Source organism: Streptosporangium sp. NPDC053982 (genome assembly GCF_055585205.1).
Genome location: NZ_JBVJKQ010000021.1, coordinates 100,146 through 114,894 on the forward strand (window position 1 = coordinate 100,146; position 14,749 = coordinate 114,894).

The 14,749-nt window shown below is 71.8% G+C and carries 14 protein-coding genes; 10 read left to right on the forward strand and 4 right to left on the reverse strand.

What is annotated here, in order from left to right; translation table 11 throughout:
- The first annotated feature begins 15 nt into the window (after window positions 1-15).
- The 5 genes from ACZ6W9_RS32950 (at window position 16) to ACZ6W9_RS32970 (ending at window position 4,946) form a co-directional block, all read left to right on the forward strand.
- Window positions 16-876: an aminoacyl-tRNA hydrolase gene (locus tag ACZ6W9_RS32950; RefSeq protein ID WP_470121257.1), complete on the forward strand. Its 861-nt coding sequence runs from the start codon at window positions 16-18 to the stop codon at window positions 874-876.
- A 120-nt stretch (window positions 877-996) separates the two neighbouring features.
- Window positions 997-2,004 (forward strand): hypothetical protein, encoded by a 1,008-nt coding sequence (locus tag ACZ6W9_RS32955; protein WP_470121259.1) that lies wholly within the window; start codon window positions 997-999, stop codon window positions 2,002-2,004.
- Window positions 2,005-2,198: 194 nt separating this feature from the next.
- Window positions 2,199-2,792 (forward strand): Maf family protein, encoded by a 594-nt coding sequence (locus ACZ6W9_RS32960; protein ID WP_362937643.1) that lies wholly within the window; start codon window positions 2,199-2,201, stop codon window positions 2,790-2,792.
- A 68-nt stretch (window positions 2,793-2,860) separates the two neighbouring features.
- The gene (locus ACZ6W9_RS32965; protein ID WP_389969067.1) at window positions 2,861-3,631 is read left to right on the forward strand and encodes an EI24 domain-containing protein; all 771 of its coding nucleotides are present in this window, start codon (window positions 2,861-2,863) and stop codon (window positions 3,629-3,631) included.
- A gap of 178 nt (window positions 3,632-3,809) precedes the next feature.
- Complete coding sequence (locus ACZ6W9_RS32970; protein ID WP_389969069.1) at window positions 3,810-4,946, forward strand: DUF4192 domain-containing protein; 1,137 nt, start codon at window positions 3,810-3,812, stop codon at window positions 4,944-4,946.
- Between the two features lie 21 nt (window positions 4,947-4,967).
- Here the strand turns inward: ACZ6W9_RS32970 and ACZ6W9_RS32975 are convergent, their stop codons facing one another.
- Entirely contained in the window at window positions 4,968-5,306 is a 339-nt protein-coding gene (locus ACZ6W9_RS32975; RefSeq protein WP_189245595.1) for a hypothetical protein, read from the reverse strand.
- A gap of 144 nt (window positions 5,307-5,450) precedes the next feature.
- On the opposite strand from ACZ6W9_RS32975, the gene ACZ6W9_RS32980 reads away from it, so the two are divergent.
- On the forward strand, window positions 5,451-6,080 hold the full coding sequence (locus ACZ6W9_RS32980; RefSeq protein ID WP_470121262.1) for a magnetosome magnetite crystal formation protein family: 630 nt from the start codon (window positions 5,451-5,453) through the stop codon (window positions 6,078-6,080).
- A 191-nt stretch (window positions 6,081-6,271) separates the two neighbouring features.
- On the opposite strand, the gene ACZ6W9_RS32985 is transcribed toward ACZ6W9_RS32980, so the two are convergent.
- From ACZ6W9_RS32985 to ACZ6W9_RS32995, 3 genes are all read right to left on the reverse strand, one after another.
- Window positions 6,272-7,135, reverse strand: a complete 864-nt coding sequence (locus ACZ6W9_RS32985; RefSeq protein ID WP_389969073.1) for a septal ring lytic transglycosylase RlpA family protein — start codon at window positions 7,133-7,135, stop codon at window positions 6,272-6,274.
- A gap of 480 nt (window positions 7,136-7,615) precedes the next feature.
- Window positions 7,616-9,148 (reverse strand): ATP-dependent DNA ligase, encoded by a 1,533-nt coding sequence (locus ACZ6W9_RS32990; RefSeq protein ID WP_389969075.1) that lies wholly within the window; start codon window positions 9,146-9,148, stop codon window positions 7,616-7,618.
- Window positions 9,149-9,355: 207 nt separating this feature from the next.
- On the reverse strand, window positions 9,356-9,730 hold the full coding sequence (locus ACZ6W9_RS32995) for an FKBP-type peptidyl-prolyl cis-trans isomerase (RefSeq protein ID WP_362937662.1): 375 nt from the start codon (window positions 9,728-9,730) through the stop codon (window positions 9,356-9,358).
- A 459-nt stretch (window positions 9,731-10,189) separates the two neighbouring features.
- Between ACZ6W9_RS32995 and ACZ6W9_RS33000 the strand changes: the two genes are divergently transcribed.
- The 4 genes from ACZ6W9_RS33000 to ACZ6W9_RS33015 all read left to right on the forward strand — a co-directional run bounded on the left by ACZ6W9_RS33000 (window position 10,190) and on the right by ACZ6W9_RS33015 (window position 14,744).
- Window positions 10,190-11,482, forward strand: a complete 1,293-nt coding sequence (locus ACZ6W9_RS33000) for an ABC transporter substrate-binding protein (RefSeq protein WP_470121264.1) — start codon at window positions 10,190-10,192, stop codon at window positions 11,480-11,482.
- Window positions 11,483-11,674: 192 nt separating this feature from the next.
- On the forward strand, window positions 11,675-12,658 hold the full coding sequence (locus tag ACZ6W9_RS33005; RefSeq protein WP_470121266.1) for a carbohydrate ABC transporter permease: 984 nt from the start codon (window positions 11,675-11,677) through the stop codon (window positions 12,656-12,658).
- A 91-nt stretch (window positions 12,659-12,749) separates the two neighbouring features.
- Complete coding sequence (locus ACZ6W9_RS33010; RefSeq protein ID WP_362937670.1) at window positions 12,750-13,553, forward strand: carbohydrate ABC transporter permease; 804 nt, start codon at window positions 12,750-12,752, stop codon at window positions 13,551-13,553.
- A gap of 195 nt (window positions 13,554-13,748) precedes the next feature.
- Window positions 13,749-14,744, forward strand: a complete 996-nt coding sequence (locus tag ACZ6W9_RS33015; RefSeq protein ID WP_470121268.1) for a LacI family DNA-binding transcriptional regulator — start codon at window positions 13,749-13,751, stop codon at window positions 14,742-14,744.
- Window positions 14,745-14,749: the final 5 nt, after the last annotated feature.

Sequence of the window (14,749 nt, forward strand, 5' to 3'; positions counted from 1 at the left end):
GGCACCCTGGAAGGCGTGAACGAGGCGAGCGGGCAGCGGGACGGGTACGGCGCAGCGGAGGCCGCGGGGGCCGGGGAGGCGGCGGAGGACGTGAGGACCGAGGGGACGGCGGAGGCGGGGAGGACCTTCACGGGGGCCCCGGAGGCCCCGGGGGCGGTCTCGGAGGCCGGACGGCCCCGGCGGGACGAGGACGTGGCCGGGCAGCGGGTCCTTCCGCTCGTGGTCCGCATCGAACGGGCGGCTCCACCCGAGCGCACCGACGCCCTGGAGGCCGCCGCACTGGCCGTGCTGACGCTGCTCGACGCTCCGCAGGCGGCCCCCGGAGGCGAGTGGGCCGAGGCGGTCCGCGCCTGGGAGGACGGCCGGATCAGAAAGGTCGTACGGCGGGCGCGCGGAGCCGAGTGGCGCCGGGTGCTCGCACTGCCCGGCCTCACCGTCACCCACGGCACCGCCGAGGTCCGGGTCCACCCGCCGGTCCCGCTCGACGCCTGGCCCAGGGACCTGTCGCGTCTCCAGGTCTCCGGCACCGACCTGTCCGACTCCGCCGAACCGGCGCCGCCCGCGCCCGGGGAGCCGGTCCTGTGGGTGAACCCGGGCCTTGCGATGTCGGCGGGCAAGGCGATGGCCCAGGCCGGGCACGCCGCCCAGCTCGCCTGGTGGGCCGGAGACGAGGACGCGCGCCGCGCCTGGCGGGAGCGCGGCCTGGCGGTGGCCGTGCGGACCGCCGCGCCCGGCGACTGGGGGGCGCTGGCCGGCTCCGGTCTGCCCGTGGTCAGGGACGCGGGGTTCACCGAGATCGAGCCCGGTTCCCGCACGGTCGTCGCGGACGTCCCGTGGCTGCGGTTCGCCTTTCGGCAGGTGCCCGACCAAACGTGAAAAAATCACTCGTTTTCTAAGTGTGATGGGTATCCCGCACGGGATAAGCCGATTTGTCGTACGCTCCCGATCGTGCTCGATGGGGTGGGTGGGACCGAAGGGACCCGTGGGACGGGTTCCATGCCGACATACGTGGTGGCCGAGGCGGAGACCTCCGAGCTGCCGAAGATCGTCGCCGGGCCCGGGCCCAAGAATCCTCCGGTCTCAGCGGTGAAGCGGTCGCGCATCGGCGACCTGCCGATGCGCGTGATCTACCGGTTCCTGGCCGTGACCGTCACCGTGATCGTGGCCGCCGTGGCGGCGGTGATCGGCTTCGTGTCTTCCGGCTCCTCAGAACGACCGGGCGGAGAGGCGCCGGGGCCGATCGCCGCGCCATCTGCCGCGACGCCCCCGCCCGGTCCCGGTTCCTCGCCCGAGCCGCTGTCGGCGCCGGCATCGGCCTCCGCGTCCTCATCGGCGTCGGCGTCGGCGTCGGCGTCCTCGTCCGCCTCCGCGTCCTCGTCCGCCTCCGCGTCCCCCTCCGCCTCGCCGACCGCGAGCGCGGCCCCCGCCGCACCGCCCCGGAGCGCCGCGGTGCTCGCCGCCCTGGCCGATCCCCGCGTCCCCGAACTGCCGGACGACAAACGGCTCGGCCGGCTGCCCGGCAAGGAGCACCCCGCCAAGCGCCGTGTCCGCGACACCCGCTCCGGGGTCTCGCTGATCCGCTTCGGCAAGCCGTGGAAGGGCTACGGCGCCGCGCCGTTCGCCACCAGGCAGGTCCTGCCGAAGGTCAGGGGCACGGCCTCACGCGCGATGCTCGTGAGCTGCCCGGTGCCGATCAACGTGCAGGAGACCGTCAAGGACACCGCGCTGCTGGCCGCGCGCTGGACGCTCAACCATCACCCCCGCGGCGGGGAGATCACCTGGACGGCCTCCCAGTCGATCAAGGACGGGTGGATGCTGGCCTACCAGGTGAGGTACAAGGTCAAGGGCAAGCCCCATCGCTCCATGGCCGCGGTCGCGGTGAAGGAGGTCCCCGGCCTGGACAAGCCGGCCCTCGTCTTCGTGACCATCCCCGACGTCCAGCGCTCCCGCTGGCGCGACATCAACACCGCGATCTCCTCGATCTCCACGATCAAGCCGGAGTAGGCCCGGCCGCGGCACCCGCGCGGACGGCCCGTCCCGCGCGGGACGGGCCGTCCGCTCCGGAGCCCTCCCACCGGCGCCATGTCCTCCACCCGGTGTCCTTCGCCCGGCGTCCTCCCCCGGCCCGATCGATGCCGCGCCCCGTCCGCGGGAGGGGCCGTCCGCACGGGTCGCGGTGGACGCTAGGCTCGGCAGACGTGACCAGGATCGTTCTCGCCTCCGCCTCGCCCGCCCGTCTCGCCCTCCTGCGCAGTGCGGGGCTGGACCCCGAAGTCATCGTCAGCGGAGTCGACGAGGAGGCCGTCACCGCCGCCAGCCCCGGAGAGCTCTGCCTCACCCTGGCGCGCGCCAAGGCGGCGGCCGTGGCGCGCGACGTGACCGGCGGCCTGGTCATCGGCTGCGACTCGGTGCTGGAACTCGACGGCCGGGCCTACGGCAAGCCGTCCTCGCCCGAGGAGGCCGTCGCCCGCTGGCGGTCCATGCGCGGCCGCGAGGGCCGCCTGCTCACCGGCCACTGCGTGATCGACACCGCGAGCGGCGGACAGGTGTCGGAGGTGGGGGCCACGGTCGTGCGTTTCGGCGCGCCCTCCGATGACGAGATCACCGCCTACGTCGCCACCGGCGAGCCCTGCCGGGTCGCGGGCGCCTTCACCCTGGACGGCCCCGGCGGCTGGTTCGTCGAGGGCATCGAGGGCGACCACGGCAACGTCCTGGGCATCTCCCTGCCCCTCCTGCGCCGCCTCCTCGCCACACTGGGGGTCTCCGTGCCGGGCCTGTGGCGGCGCGCCTGACCTTCCGGCCTTCCGGCCGGGGTGGCGGCGGCGTACGGTGATCGGCCGCTCCCGCTAATCTTCCGGCCATGGGTCATTTCCGCTCCTTCGCGAAGGGCGCCGGCTTCTTCCTCCAGGGACTGCGCTGGGTCGCGCGCAACCCCCGGTGGTGGCTGTTCGGTCTGGTCCCGGCGCTGATCGCGTTCGTGCTCTACGCCGTCGCGCTCTACTTCCTCGGTTCCAGCGCGCGGGACATCGCCGAATGGATGACGCCGTTCGCCGCGGGGTGGGGGGAGGCGGCGCGCTCCACGCTGTACACCCTGCTCGGTATGGCCCTCTTCGGCGCGGGAGTGGTCCTGGCCGTGGTGACCTTCACCGCGGTCACGCTGATCCTGGGCGAGCCCTTCTACGAGAAGCTCTCCGAGAAGGTCGAGGAGAGCCACGGGGAGGTGCCGGACGGGCCCGAGGTCCCGCTCTGGAGATCGATCCCCCGCTCGATCAGGGACAGCCTGATCATCCTCGGGTACACGCTGCTGTTCACGATCCCGCTGTTCTTCCTCGGCTTCGTGCCGGTGGTCGGCCAGACGGTGGCGCCGGTCCTGGGTGCGATCGTGTCCGGCTTCTTCCTCACCGCCGAGCTCACCACTTTGGCCATGGAGCGCAGGGGCATGCGGCGCAGGACACGCTTCGCCCTGCTCAGGGCGGACAAGGCGGTCGTGCTCGGCTTCGGGGTACCGCTCTTCGTCATCTTCCTGATCCCGCTGGCGGCGGTGGTCGCGATGCCCGCCGCCGTGGCGGGGGCGACCGTCATGGTGCGGGCGCGCCTGGCGCCCGCGGAGCCTCTCCACCGGCGGGGCTGAAGCAGGGCCGCCGGGCCGTCGGGTCGCTGGGCCGTCGGGCCGTCGGGCCGCCGGGCCGGGCGCGGCGCGCTCCGGGCCGCCGGGAGGTTTTCCACAGGCCGGCCCGATCCCGTCCGGCCGTCCACAGAACGGGATTCGGCCGGACGGAGGAGGCGGGGGACGCGCGAGGCTCTGGGCCATGACAACCGACCTCCCGGCCTCGCCGGCCCCGTCCGTCCAGTCCGTCTCCCTCGCCGACCAGCCCGGTCTCCTGCTCAGGTCCACCGAGGACGTCCTCGGCGCCGTTCCATACCTCCTGGGGTTCCACCCCGCCGACAGCCTCGTCGCGATCGGCCTGAGGGGCCGCCCTCCCCGGGGGCGGCTGCATCTCACCGTCCGCTGGGACCTGCCGCCCGTCGACCCGGACGCCGCCCAGGTCGCCGCGGTCTTCCGCCGGGAGGGGGTCACCCAGGTCATCCTGGCCGGATACGGCACCGGCCCCCTGGTGACCCCGGTCATGGACGAGACCGTCGCGCTCTTCCGCCGGGGCGGCCTCGTCGTCGTCGACGCCCTGCGGGTGGAGGACGGCCGCTACTGGTCCTATCTCTGCTCCCGGTCCGGATGCTGTCCTCCGGACGGCACACCGTACGACCCCCGGGCCGGGGAGATCGCCGCCCAGGCGACCGTGCGGGGGCTGGTCGCCTTCCCCGACCGGGAGTCTCTGGCCAGGTCGCTCGACCCCGTCGGCGGCGCCGCGCGGGAGGCCATGCGACGGGCCACCGCCCGGGTCACGAGGGAGGTCGGAGAGAGGCTCGCCACCTGCGGCGACGTCGAGGGGTTCGCGGCGGAGTTCGTGGCCGACGGCGTCACCCGGGTCCGCGCGGCCATCGGCGCCTACGCCGCGGGCGGGCGGCTCGACGACGAGCAGGCGGCCAGGCTGGGGCTCGACCTGGCGGTGGTCCGCGTCCGCGACGAGGCGTGGGCGCTCGTCACCGACGACTCCTGCGACGTCCACCGCCGGTTATGGCAGGACCTCACCCTGCGGCTGGAGCCGCGCTTCGTCGCGCCGACCGCCTCCCTGCTCGGCGTGGTCGCCTGGCGGGAAGGTGACTCCGCGCTGGCCGGGGTGGCCCTGACCCGCGCGCACGAGGCCGATCCCGGCTACTCCATGGCCAACCTGCTCATGCACGCACTGCGGCACCTGGTCCCGCCGCAGGCGCTGAAGGACAGGATGCCCAGCCCCGAGGAGCTGGACGAGGAGATGGGCAGTCCCCGAGCCGCGTGGCTGCTACCCATGATCTCCCTGCTGGAGGAGCCCGCGGCACCGGCCGGGTGACCGGCCCAGGATGCCCGGAGGTCAGTCCTCGGCGAGCCTGCGCCGCTCGTTGTAGGCGCGCATCCGGGGCGGATAGCCGGTCAGCTGCACGTCGTAGACCGGAAGCGACAGGTCACGGGCCACCTTGCGGATCACCGCGGGGGAGCCGACCCGGCGCCTCGTCCACTCGCCGTCGTCCGCGATGGCCATCGCCGTGGTGTCCGTCGCGAACGTCTCCGGCTCGACGTAGAACTCGACACCCCGGCGCGACTTCGCGAAGGCGATGAGCGCCTCGATGTCGGCGTCGGTGGCCTCACGATCGAACTTGGCGATCTTAGGGCCGCCTCGCCGCCTCAATCCGTAGCGATCCCGCCATCTCATGCCTCTTATATACATCTCCCAGGGGTCCGACGGGGTCATGCCGGGGTGCCCTCTAGGGGATATCCAAGGGTTTATCCGGATGGACCGGCCGGAAGCCCCCCGCGATCATGGAGGTAAGCCAGCGACGAAGGGTATGTCGGTCTCATGGAACGGACAGCGACACCGGAGGCGAGCCCGTGGCGCGAAACCGGGGCGTCCCCCGCTCCGGGGCCGGGCCACGCCGGTCTGCGGGTCAGCAACCAGGACCGGGAGCAGGTCGTCGAGCACGTCAAGACGGCCTATGCCGAAGGGCGGCTCGACAAGTTCGAGTTCGACGACCGGCTGGAGCGGGCCATGACGGCCCGCGTCCACGGTGACCTCATGCCGATCATGTACGAACTGTACGGTTCCCGCCCCGCCGTCCCCGCGTTCCACCCGCAGACGGGCGGGCGGCCCCTCCCGTACCCCGCCGCGCGGGCGAAGGACGGAGGAGAACGGCTGGGCGCGGCCGCGGCGCATCTGCTGCCGCTGACCGGACTGTTCGCGATCGGCCCGCTCATCATGCTGCTCGCCGCCGGTAGGACCTCGCCCCACGTCCGCAGGCACGCGGTCGAGGCGCTCAACTTCCAGCTGACCCTGCTGGGTGTGAGCGTGCTCCTGGCCATCACCGTCGTGGGCGCCGTCCTGATCCCGGCGGTATGGATCGGCGGCATGGTGCTGTCGGTGATCGGCGGGGTCAAGGCGCTGACCGACGATGACTTCCGGTACCCGCTGGCGATGCGCCCGGTGAAGTAGGCGTCCGCCGGCCCGTAGGCGCCGACCGGTCCGGAGGCGTCGGCCGCCCCGGAGGGGACGCCGGTCGGGAGGGTTTCACCGGTCGGGAGGGGATGCCGGTCGGTGGGGGACGCCGGCCGGGTGCCGGGGATGCCGACCTGAACCGGGGCCTCGTGGGCCATCGGGGCCTCATCGGCCTGCGGGGAAGCCGGTCAGGTGGCGAGGACCTCGTACTTGACCCGCATGACGCCCGCACCGGTGTCGCCGATGGCGGAGAAGGCCGCCCTGGACAGGTCCAGGCAGCGCCCGCCCGTGTAGGGGCCGCGGTCGTTGATCCGGACCGTCACCGACTCGCCGTTGGCCGGGTTGGTCACGCGGACCTTGCTGCCCAGCGGCAGGGTCTTGTGAGCGGCGGTCATCGCGCTCGGGTCGAAGCGCTCGCCGCTGGCGGTCATCTGCGGCTCGTCGTAGTAGGAGGCGCCGCAGGCGCCGCTGGAGAGGACGCGCTCCGCGTTCGACGTGTCGCGGGCGCCGGACCGCCGTGTCTTCGGCTTGCCCGCCGTCTTGCTCTTTGGTGTGTTCCGCGCGGTGCTCCTGGCCGTGTTCGCGGCCGTGCTCCCGGTGTCCTTCGACGCGGAGGCGGTGTCCCGCCCGCTCCCGGACCGCGACCGCGGGGCGGCCTCGGCGGTGGGGCGGGTGCCGGGGGACGTCCCCGTCGTGGTGGAGGTCCCGGGGGAGGCCGCCGGAGAGGGGGAGACGCGGGAGTTCGCCTCGTCGGCGGCCTCGGAGGCGTTCGGACCGGGCGTCCCCGAGGAGGACCCCTCCGAGGGGGACGCGGAGGGAGAGGCGAGGCCGTGCGGCGTGGTGTCGCCGGGGGCACCGGCCTGCCGGGGGCTGAAGACGGCCGCCGTGGACGCCCGCGAGGCGTGGTCGTCGGCCGAGAGCGCCCAGGCGGTGCTCGAGACCGCCACCACCGCGGTGGCGCCGACGGCCAGTACGGCCAGGCGCCGCCGGTTCGTCTCCGGTTTCCGGAAGGGGAGGGTCTTGTCGGACGGGGGAGCGGAATGCAGGCCCAAGGGTGATCACGGGTCCAAGGTCGGGGGCAGGACGCGAGACGGCCATGGGGGACGAGGGGACGAGGGGGATGCAGGCCGTTCTCGTGGGCGGGGAGACGGAATGTCACCCGCGCGATGCGGTCGAACATATGCGACAAAGAACCGGTAAAGGCAACTTAAAGCGCTGCAAGTGATTCATATCACTGTGTCAATGAATCTTGATTGATGTGCAAAGAAATGATCGTGTACGGGCCATAAAAGATCGTTCAGCTGTCCGGATCTGCGATCTCCAGGCTGGTCCGCGGGGTTGTGAGCGTACGCGGTGAATCTTGGAAATGCCGGTGGTACGCGGATTTCCGCCTAGATCGAATGAGGCCCGCCGCATGCGCCGGGCATGGTGATGCGCATCGCGGCGTACCGGTGTGATCCGGGCGGTGAATCTTCGGGGACGCTGGAGCCTGCGGGCTTCGGGGTGTTTCCCCGATGCGGGGCTCGCGGCCCTCAGAGCATGAGGGAGCGCACCGTCTCGACGGTGTCGGCTTCACCGGCGCTCTTGTCGGGCCGGTAGCGGATGACCCGGGCGAAGCGCAGTGCCATCCCACCGGGGTAACGGCTCGACTGCTGGACCCCGTCGAACGCGATCTCGACCACGAGCTCGGGGCGGACGGTGACCGTCAAGCCGTCGGCGGGACCCTCGGCGATCTCCAGCAGGCGGCCGGTCTGCCACGCCAGCAACTCGTCGGTCAACCCCTTGAAGGTCTTGCCGAGCATGACGAAGCCGCCGGTGCTCGGGTCGAGCGCTCCGAGGTGGAGATTGGAGAGCCTGCCCTGACGCCGGCCGTGCCCCCATTCGGCGGCGAGGACCACCAGGTCGAGAGTGTGCCGGGGCTTCACCTTGATCCATCCGGCGCCGCGCCTCCCGGCGGCGTAGGGCGCCCGCAGGGACTTGACCACCACGCCCTCGTGGCCGCTCCGGAGCACGTCCTTGAAGAACGTCTCGGCGCTCGCGAGGTCGTCGGTCACCAGGCGGGGGGTCACCAGCTCCGCGGGGACGGCCGCCGCGAGGGCGGCGTGGCGCGCCTCACCGGGCAGGTCGAGCAGGTCGGCGCCGTCCACCCGCAGCGCATCGAAGAAGAACACGCTCAACGGGGTCTTCGCGCGCACTCCGGGCACGTCGAGGCGGCTCGACACGCGGCCGGAGGTGACCTGGAAGGGCTGGGGGCGGCCGTCGGGGCGCAGCGCGATGACCTCGCCGTCCAGGACCAGGTCCGCGGCGGGCAGCGCGCGGACCGCCTCGACCAGCTCGGGCACCTGAGCGGTGATGTCGTCGAGCGTGCGGGTGAAGACGGTGACCTCGTCGCCGGAGCGGTGCGCCTGCACCCGGACACCGTCGAGCTTCCATTCGAGCGCGACCGGCCCGCCCAGCTTGTCCAGTGCGGCGGCCACGGAGACGGCGCTCTGGGCGAGCATCGGGGCGACCGGGTGGCCGACCTCCAGGCGGAAGGCGCGCAGGGCGTCGACCCCGCCGGCCAGTGCGGCGGCGCCCACGGCGGGAAGCCAGCCGCGCAGGGTCAGCGCCCGCCGGACCTCCGCCACCGGGACCCCGGCGGCCTTGGCGACGGCTTCCGTCATCACCCCGTGCAGCGCGCCCTGGCGCAGCTCGCTGCGGAGCAGCCGGGACAGGAAGACCTGCTCCTGGCGGGTGACGGCGCCGAACAGCTCCTCGAGGAGGGTCTTGCGCGCGAGCTGGGAACCGGGGCCGGCCTGGGCCTTGATGCGGTCGAGGAGGTCGTTCACCTCGCGCAGGGTGGCGGTCGCGGCCAGACGGGGTTCGGGCGGGTCCTGCAGGGCGGCCCAGCCCACGCCGACGTTGCGCTGGGGAAGCTCGCCGGAGAGGTAGGCGATGGCGATCTCCGCCTCGCCGGGCTCGGTCCTGCCCAGCAGCTCCGCGAGCTGGGAGATCTTCGCCAGGCGTGCGGGAGTGGCCGCCACGGCGGCCGAGGTGCGTGCGAGCTCGATCAGCAACACAGCCATCACCCTACGAGTCGCGGCCGGTGTTCCGGCGACGAGGGCCGCCGCTTTCCGGATGCCTGCCCGGGAACGGATCCCTGCCGGGCGGCGGGTGCCTGCCCGGGGACAGGGGGACCGGCGGTGGGCGGGCGGCCGGGACCGGGCGCTCACCCGGCGACGGGCGGCCGGCCGGGTCCGGTCATCCGGAACGGGCGGCCGCCCGCGGTGACGTCAGTTCACGCCGAGCAGGTCGACGACGAAGATGAGCGTCTCGCCCGGCTTGATGAGGGGTCCCGCGCCGCGGTTGCCGTAGCCGAGGTGGGGCGGGATGACGAGCCGGCGGCGGCCGCCGACCTTCATGCCCGCGACGCCCTGGTCCCATCCCGCGATCACCCGTCCGCCCCCCAGCGGGAACTGGAAGGTGTCGCCGTGGTTCCACGAGGCGTCGAACTCCTCGCCGGTGGAGAAGGCGACGCCGACGTAGTGCACGGTGACCATGTCACCCGGCTTGGCCTCCTGGCCGCTTCCCTCGACGAGGTCGGTGATCTGCAGCTCCGAGGGGGCCTCGCCCTCGGGGAAGTCGATCTCCGGCTTCTCCAGTGCCACGTGGTTCTCCTTATCGGTTGCGCGCCGGCCGTTCTCCGGCCGACCGGACGACTCTACGGGGTCGGGCGGACACGCGAGGGACGCAGGTGTCCCCTCCCGCTCCCGGCGTGGCGCCGCGGGAGGGAGAGCCGCCCGACACATACGAGAGAGCGGTTTCCCAAACGGGTCCGGTCGAGCGTCCGTTCGCCTCCGGTCCGCTTGCAGAACAAGATCCCGGTACGGCTCCATCTCGCGGGGGGAGCGCTCCCACGGAGCGTGCCGACTGTCTTAAAAATGGCTTTGAAGTGCAAAAACATAAAGAGGAAGCGACTGGAGCGCCGAGGGCGCCGCCCCGCTTCGCACGGCTCGGTAACGGCGATCGTTATCCCCGAAGATGTTGACACGCCCTCCGTGTGCCATCAGCCTCTCTTCCTGAGAGCGCTCTCTTCATGATCATCTTGAGAACCCAGGGAGGGTTCCATGAGCACCCCACGCCGTCTGCTCGCCCCGGTGGTCGCCGCGTCCGCACTCGCCCTGAGCCTCGCCGCCTGTGGCGGCGGTGCCGCCACAGGCGGCGCGGACGCCGCCAAGCCGGGAGAGAAGATCAAGCTGACGGTCGCCCTCTTCGGCGACTTCGGCTTCAAGCCGCTGTACGAGGAGTACCGGAAGACCCACCCCGACGTGGAGATCGTCGAACGGGTGACGAAGTTCGACGACCATCACAACAACCTGGTCAAGCAGTTGGCCACCAACGCGGGCGCCGCCGACGTCGAGGCCGTCGAGGTGGGCTTCATCAGCACCTTCACCGCCCAGCCCGCCAAGTTCCACGACCTCAAGGAGTTCGGTCTGGACCGGCGGAAGAGCGACTACCTCGACTGGAAGTGGCAGCAGGGCCTGTCGAAGGACGGCTCCACGCTGCTCGGCCTCGGCACCGACGTCGGCGGCCTGGCCATGTGCTACCGCAGGGACCTGTTCGAGAAGGCCGGTCTGCCCGACGAGCGGGAGAAGGTCTCCGAGCTCTGGCCGACGTGGGACGCCTACATCGAGACCGGCAAGAAGTTCACCGAGGCCAAGGTTCCGGGCGCCAAGTTCGTCGACAGCCCGGGAGAGCTGTTCCGGGCCATGGTCAACCAAGCCCCGACCGGCTTCTACGACCAGCAGGACAACCTCATCGCGAGCGGCAACCCGGATGTGCGGAAGGCGTGGGACACCTCCGTCAAGGTCGTCCAGAACGGGCTGTCGGCCAAGCTCGCCGCCTTCTCCCCGCCGTGGAACACCGGTTTCGCCAAGGGCTCCTTCGCCACGATCATCTGCCCCGCCTGGATGACCGCCTACATCCAGGAGCAGGCCAAGGACGCCATGGGCAAGTGGGACATCGCCACGGTGCCCGGCGGCGCCGGCAACAGCGGCGGCTCGCACCTCATGGTTCCCAAGCAGAGCAAGCACCCCAAGGAGGCGGCCGAGCTGATCGACTTCCTCACCTCCAAGGAGAACCAGGCCAAGGTGTTCAAGGAGACGGGCAGCTTCCCCTCCATCCCCGCCCTCTACGACGACCCGTCGATCAAGGACTTCACCAAGCCGTTCTTCAACGACGCCCCGGTCGGCAAGATCTACTCCGAGGCCGCCAAGGCGCTCAAGCCCCAGCACCTCGGTCCGAAGGAGGCCCTGGTCCGTGCGGCCTTCGGTGACGGCATCGGCCGGGTCGAGCAGGGCAAGCAGCAGCCCGAGGAGGCCTGGAACCAGGCCCTTAAGGACGCCGAAACCGTCAAGTGACGGCGCGGCCGGCTCGGAACGACCGGGCCGGCTCCCCACCCGGCACGGGCCGGATCCCCGCATCGGCCCGCCAGGCCCCGCACCGGCGCGCCGAGTCCCGGGCCGGCGCCCCCGGCCTCGGATCGGCGTCCCGGTTCCCAGGCCCGCCGGCCCTCCGAAAAGTGATCATCCGACCTCCTGAAAGGCCCAGCCATGGCCACTCGTGCCCCGGACCGGCCGGCGGCCACGATCACGGGGCGGGCGTCCCACCGCCCGCCCCGAAGCTCCCTGCGCCACCGGCTCGACGTGAAAGTCTCGCCGTACGCCTACGTCGCTCCGTTCCTCGCCCTGTTCTGCGCGTTCGGCCTGTTCCCCCTCATCTACACCGCCTGGGTGAGCCTGCACGAGTGGACCCTGCTCTCGGACGTCCACGAGTTCATCGGCCTGGACAACTTCGCCACGCTGTTCGCTGACGGCTACTTCTGGAACGCCACCTTCAACACCCTGTCCATCGGGGTGCTGTCCACCGTCCCGCAGCTGGTCATGGCGATCTGGCTGGCGAACATGCTCAACCGTCCGCTGCGGGCGCAGACCTTCTTCCGGATCACGCTCCTGCTGCCCAACGTGACCAGCGTGGTCGCGGTCGTGGTGATCTTCAGCCAGCTGTTCGGCCGCGACTTCGGCCTGGTCAACTGGGTGCTCTCCTGGTTCGGCGCCGACGGCGTCGCCTGGAGCGAGGGCACCCTCTCCTCCCACATCGCCCTCTCCGTCATGATCATGTGGCGGTGGACGGGGTACAACGCCCTGATCTTCCTCGCCGCCATGCAGGCCGTACCGCGGGAGCTCTACGAGGCGGCGACCCTCGACGGCGCGTCGCCGTACACCCAGCTCCGGAAGATCACCATCCCGATGATCCGGCCGACGATCATCTTCGTGGTGATCGTCTCCACGATCGGGGCGATGCAGGTCATCGCCGAGCCGCTGCTGTTCGGCGCCGGCACCAACGGCGGCAACATCGTCACCGGCGGACCGGACCGGCAGTTCCAGACACTCGCGCTCTACGTGTACGAGCGCGGCTTCGTCAACTTCGACTTCGGCTACGCCTCGGCCGCCTCGTGGGTCATGTTCGCCTTCGTGGTGGTCGCCGCGGCCGTCAACTACCTGTTCATCAGCCGTTCCCGGGGAGACCTGAAATGACCCGGCCGGCGCACCGAGGACCCGGGGACGACCGGAACGGCCCGGACGGCCGGGGTGACCGGCGCGACGGGCCGAAGGAGGTGAGCGGCCGATGAGGCTGCGCTATCTGACGCTGACCGCGGTGGCGTTCTTCTCCGCGTTCCCCCTGTACTACAGCGTGGTCGTCGCCTCCCGCGACAACGCCGCGCTCGCCCAGGTGCCGCCTCCGCTGCTGCCCGGCGGCAACTTCTTCGCGAACGTGGAACGGGTCTTCGACACCGTCCCGTTCGGGCTGGCGCTGCTCAACTCGTTCGTGGTCTCGGGCTCGATCGCCGTCACCGTGATGTTCTTCTCGACGCTGGCCGGGTTCGCCTTCGCGAAGCTGCGGTTCCGGGGCAGGAACGTCATGCTGCTGATCACCGTGGGGACCATGATGGTCCCGGCCCAGCTCGGCATCATCCCGCTGTACATGCTCATGGTGAAGGTCGAGTGGACCGGCACCATGTACGCGCTGGTGGTCCCGGCGCTGGTCAACGCGTTCGGCGTGTTCTTCATGACGCAGTTCCTGCAGCGCGCGCTGCCGACGGAGCTGCTGGAGGCGGGCAGGATCGACGGCTGCACCACCTGGGGGCTGTTCCGGAACGTCGTGATCCCGGCGGCCCGGCCGGCGGCGGCCGTGCTCGGCATGCTCACGTTCATGACCGCCTGGAACGACTACTTCTGGCCGCTGGTGGTCCTGACCCCGGAGAACCCGACGGTGCAGGTGGCCCTGTCCACGCTCGCCAGCGGATACGTCAACGACTTCGTGCTCGGGCTGTCCGGGACCGCGGTGGGCACCCTTCCACTGCTGCTGGTGTTCGCGTTGCTCGGCAAGCAGATCATCGGAGGGATCATGCAGGGGGCGGTGAAGGGGTGAGCCACCCCGGGTGAAGCGGCCGCCCGGTCCCGGGCGGCCGCCGGACGAGGACACCGGCCGCCGGACGAGGACACCGGCCGCCGGACGAGGACACCGGCCGCCGGAAGAAGACACCGGGCGCCGGACGAGGGCCTCGGGCACCGCGCCGAGGCGCCCGAGGCGTCCGACGGAAAAGAACTGCTGGGGGAGTGGCAGATGAGACGACCCACTTTGGAGGCGGTCGCCGCCCGCGCGGGAGTCTCCCGGGCGACCGTCTCCCGGGTGGTGAACGGCCAGGCCACCGTCACCCCGGACATCCGCGAGACGGTGATGCGGGCGGTGCGTGAGCTGGGCTACGTCCCCAACGGCGCGGCGCGGAACCTGGTCACCCAGCGGACCAACTCGATCGCACTGGTGGTGTCGGAGTCACCGAACCGGGTGTTCTCCGACGACCCGATGTTCTCCACGGTCATCCGGGTGGCCAGCCTGGAGCTGGAGTCCGCGGGCAGGCAGACGGTGCTGCTGCTGGCGGGGTCGCCGGAGAGCCACGCCCGGGTGGAGAACTACATCGCCGGCGGCCACGTGGACGGCGTCATGCTCGTGTCGAGCCACAGCGCCGACCCACTGCCCGGCGCGCTCACCCGGCTGCGCGTCCCGGTCGTGTCGTACGGCAGGCCCGCGGTGCCGGTCGAGATCCCCTACGCGGACGGCGAGAGCGCGGCGGGCGCCGCCACCGCCGTGCGTCACCTGCTGGAACGGGGGCGCCGCCGGATCGCGACCATCACCGGGCCGCTGGACATGGTGGCCGGCCAGGACCGCCTGGCCGGGTACCGGGACGTCCTGAGGGAGGCCGACCGCCGCTCCATCGTCGCGGTCGGCGACTTCACCCGCGAGTCGGGCGCGACGGCGACGCGGCAGCTCCTGGCGGACGACCCGGCACTGGACGCGGTGTTCGCGGCCAACGACCTGATGGCGATCGGGGCCCTGTACGCGCTGCGCCAGGCCGGCCGCCGGGTCCCCGCCGACGTCGCGGTCGTCGGCTACGACGACATAGAGGCGGCCCGCTACACCGACCCGCCGCTCACGACGGTCAGCGTCCCGCACGCCGAGCAGGCCGCCATCATGGTGCGGCTGCTGCTCACGCTGATGGAGGGGAGACCGGCCGAGCCGGTGCTCATGCCGGCCGGTCTCGTCGTCAGGAAGTCCACCTAGGGGCG

What these genes read in the sequence shown, in the direction of transcription:
- ACZ6W9_RS32955 (WP_470121259.1), top strand. Translation starts at nt 997, where the DNA reads ATGCCGACATACGTGGTGGCCGAGGCGGAGACCTCCGAGCTGCCGAAG.
- ACZ6W9_RS32965 (WP_389969067.1), top strand. Translation starts at nt 2,861, where the DNA reads ATGGGTCATTTCCGCTCCTTCGCGAAGGGCGCCGGCTTCTTCCTCCAG.
- ACZ6W9_RS32970 (WP_389969069.1), top strand. Translation starts at nt 3,810, where the DNA reads ATGACAACCGACCTCCCGGCCTCGCCGGCCCCGTCCGTCCAGTCCGTC.
- ACZ6W9_RS32975 (WP_189245595.1), bottom strand. Translation starts at nt 5,306, where the DNA reads ATGAGATGGCGGGATCGCTACGGATTGAGGCGGCGAGGCGGCCCTAAG.
- ACZ6W9_RS32980 (WP_470121262.1), top strand. Translation starts at nt 5,451, where the DNA reads ATGGAACGGACAGCGACACCGGAGGCGAGCCCGTGGCGCGAAACCGGG.
- ACZ6W9_RS32990 (WP_389969075.1), bottom strand. Translation starts at nt 9,148, where the DNA reads ATGGCTGTGTTGCTGATCGAGCTCGCACGCACCTCGGCCGCCGTGGCG.
- ACZ6W9_RS33000 (WP_470121264.1), top strand. Translation starts at nt 10,190, where the DNA reads ATGAGCACCCCACGCCGTCTGCTCGCCCCGGTGGTCGCCGCGTCCGCA.
- ACZ6W9_RS33005 (WP_470121266.1), top strand. Translation starts at nt 11,675, where the DNA reads ATGGCCACTCGTGCCCCGGACCGGCCGGCGGCCACGATCACGGGGCGG.
- ACZ6W9_RS33010 (WP_362937670.1), top strand. Translation starts at nt 12,750, where the DNA reads ATGAGGCTGCGCTATCTGACGCTGACCGCGGTGGCGTTCTTCTCCGCG.
- ACZ6W9_RS33015 (WP_470121268.1), top strand. Translation starts at nt 13,749, where the DNA reads ATGAGACGACCCACTTTGGAGGCGGTCGCCGCCCGCGCGGGAGTCTCC.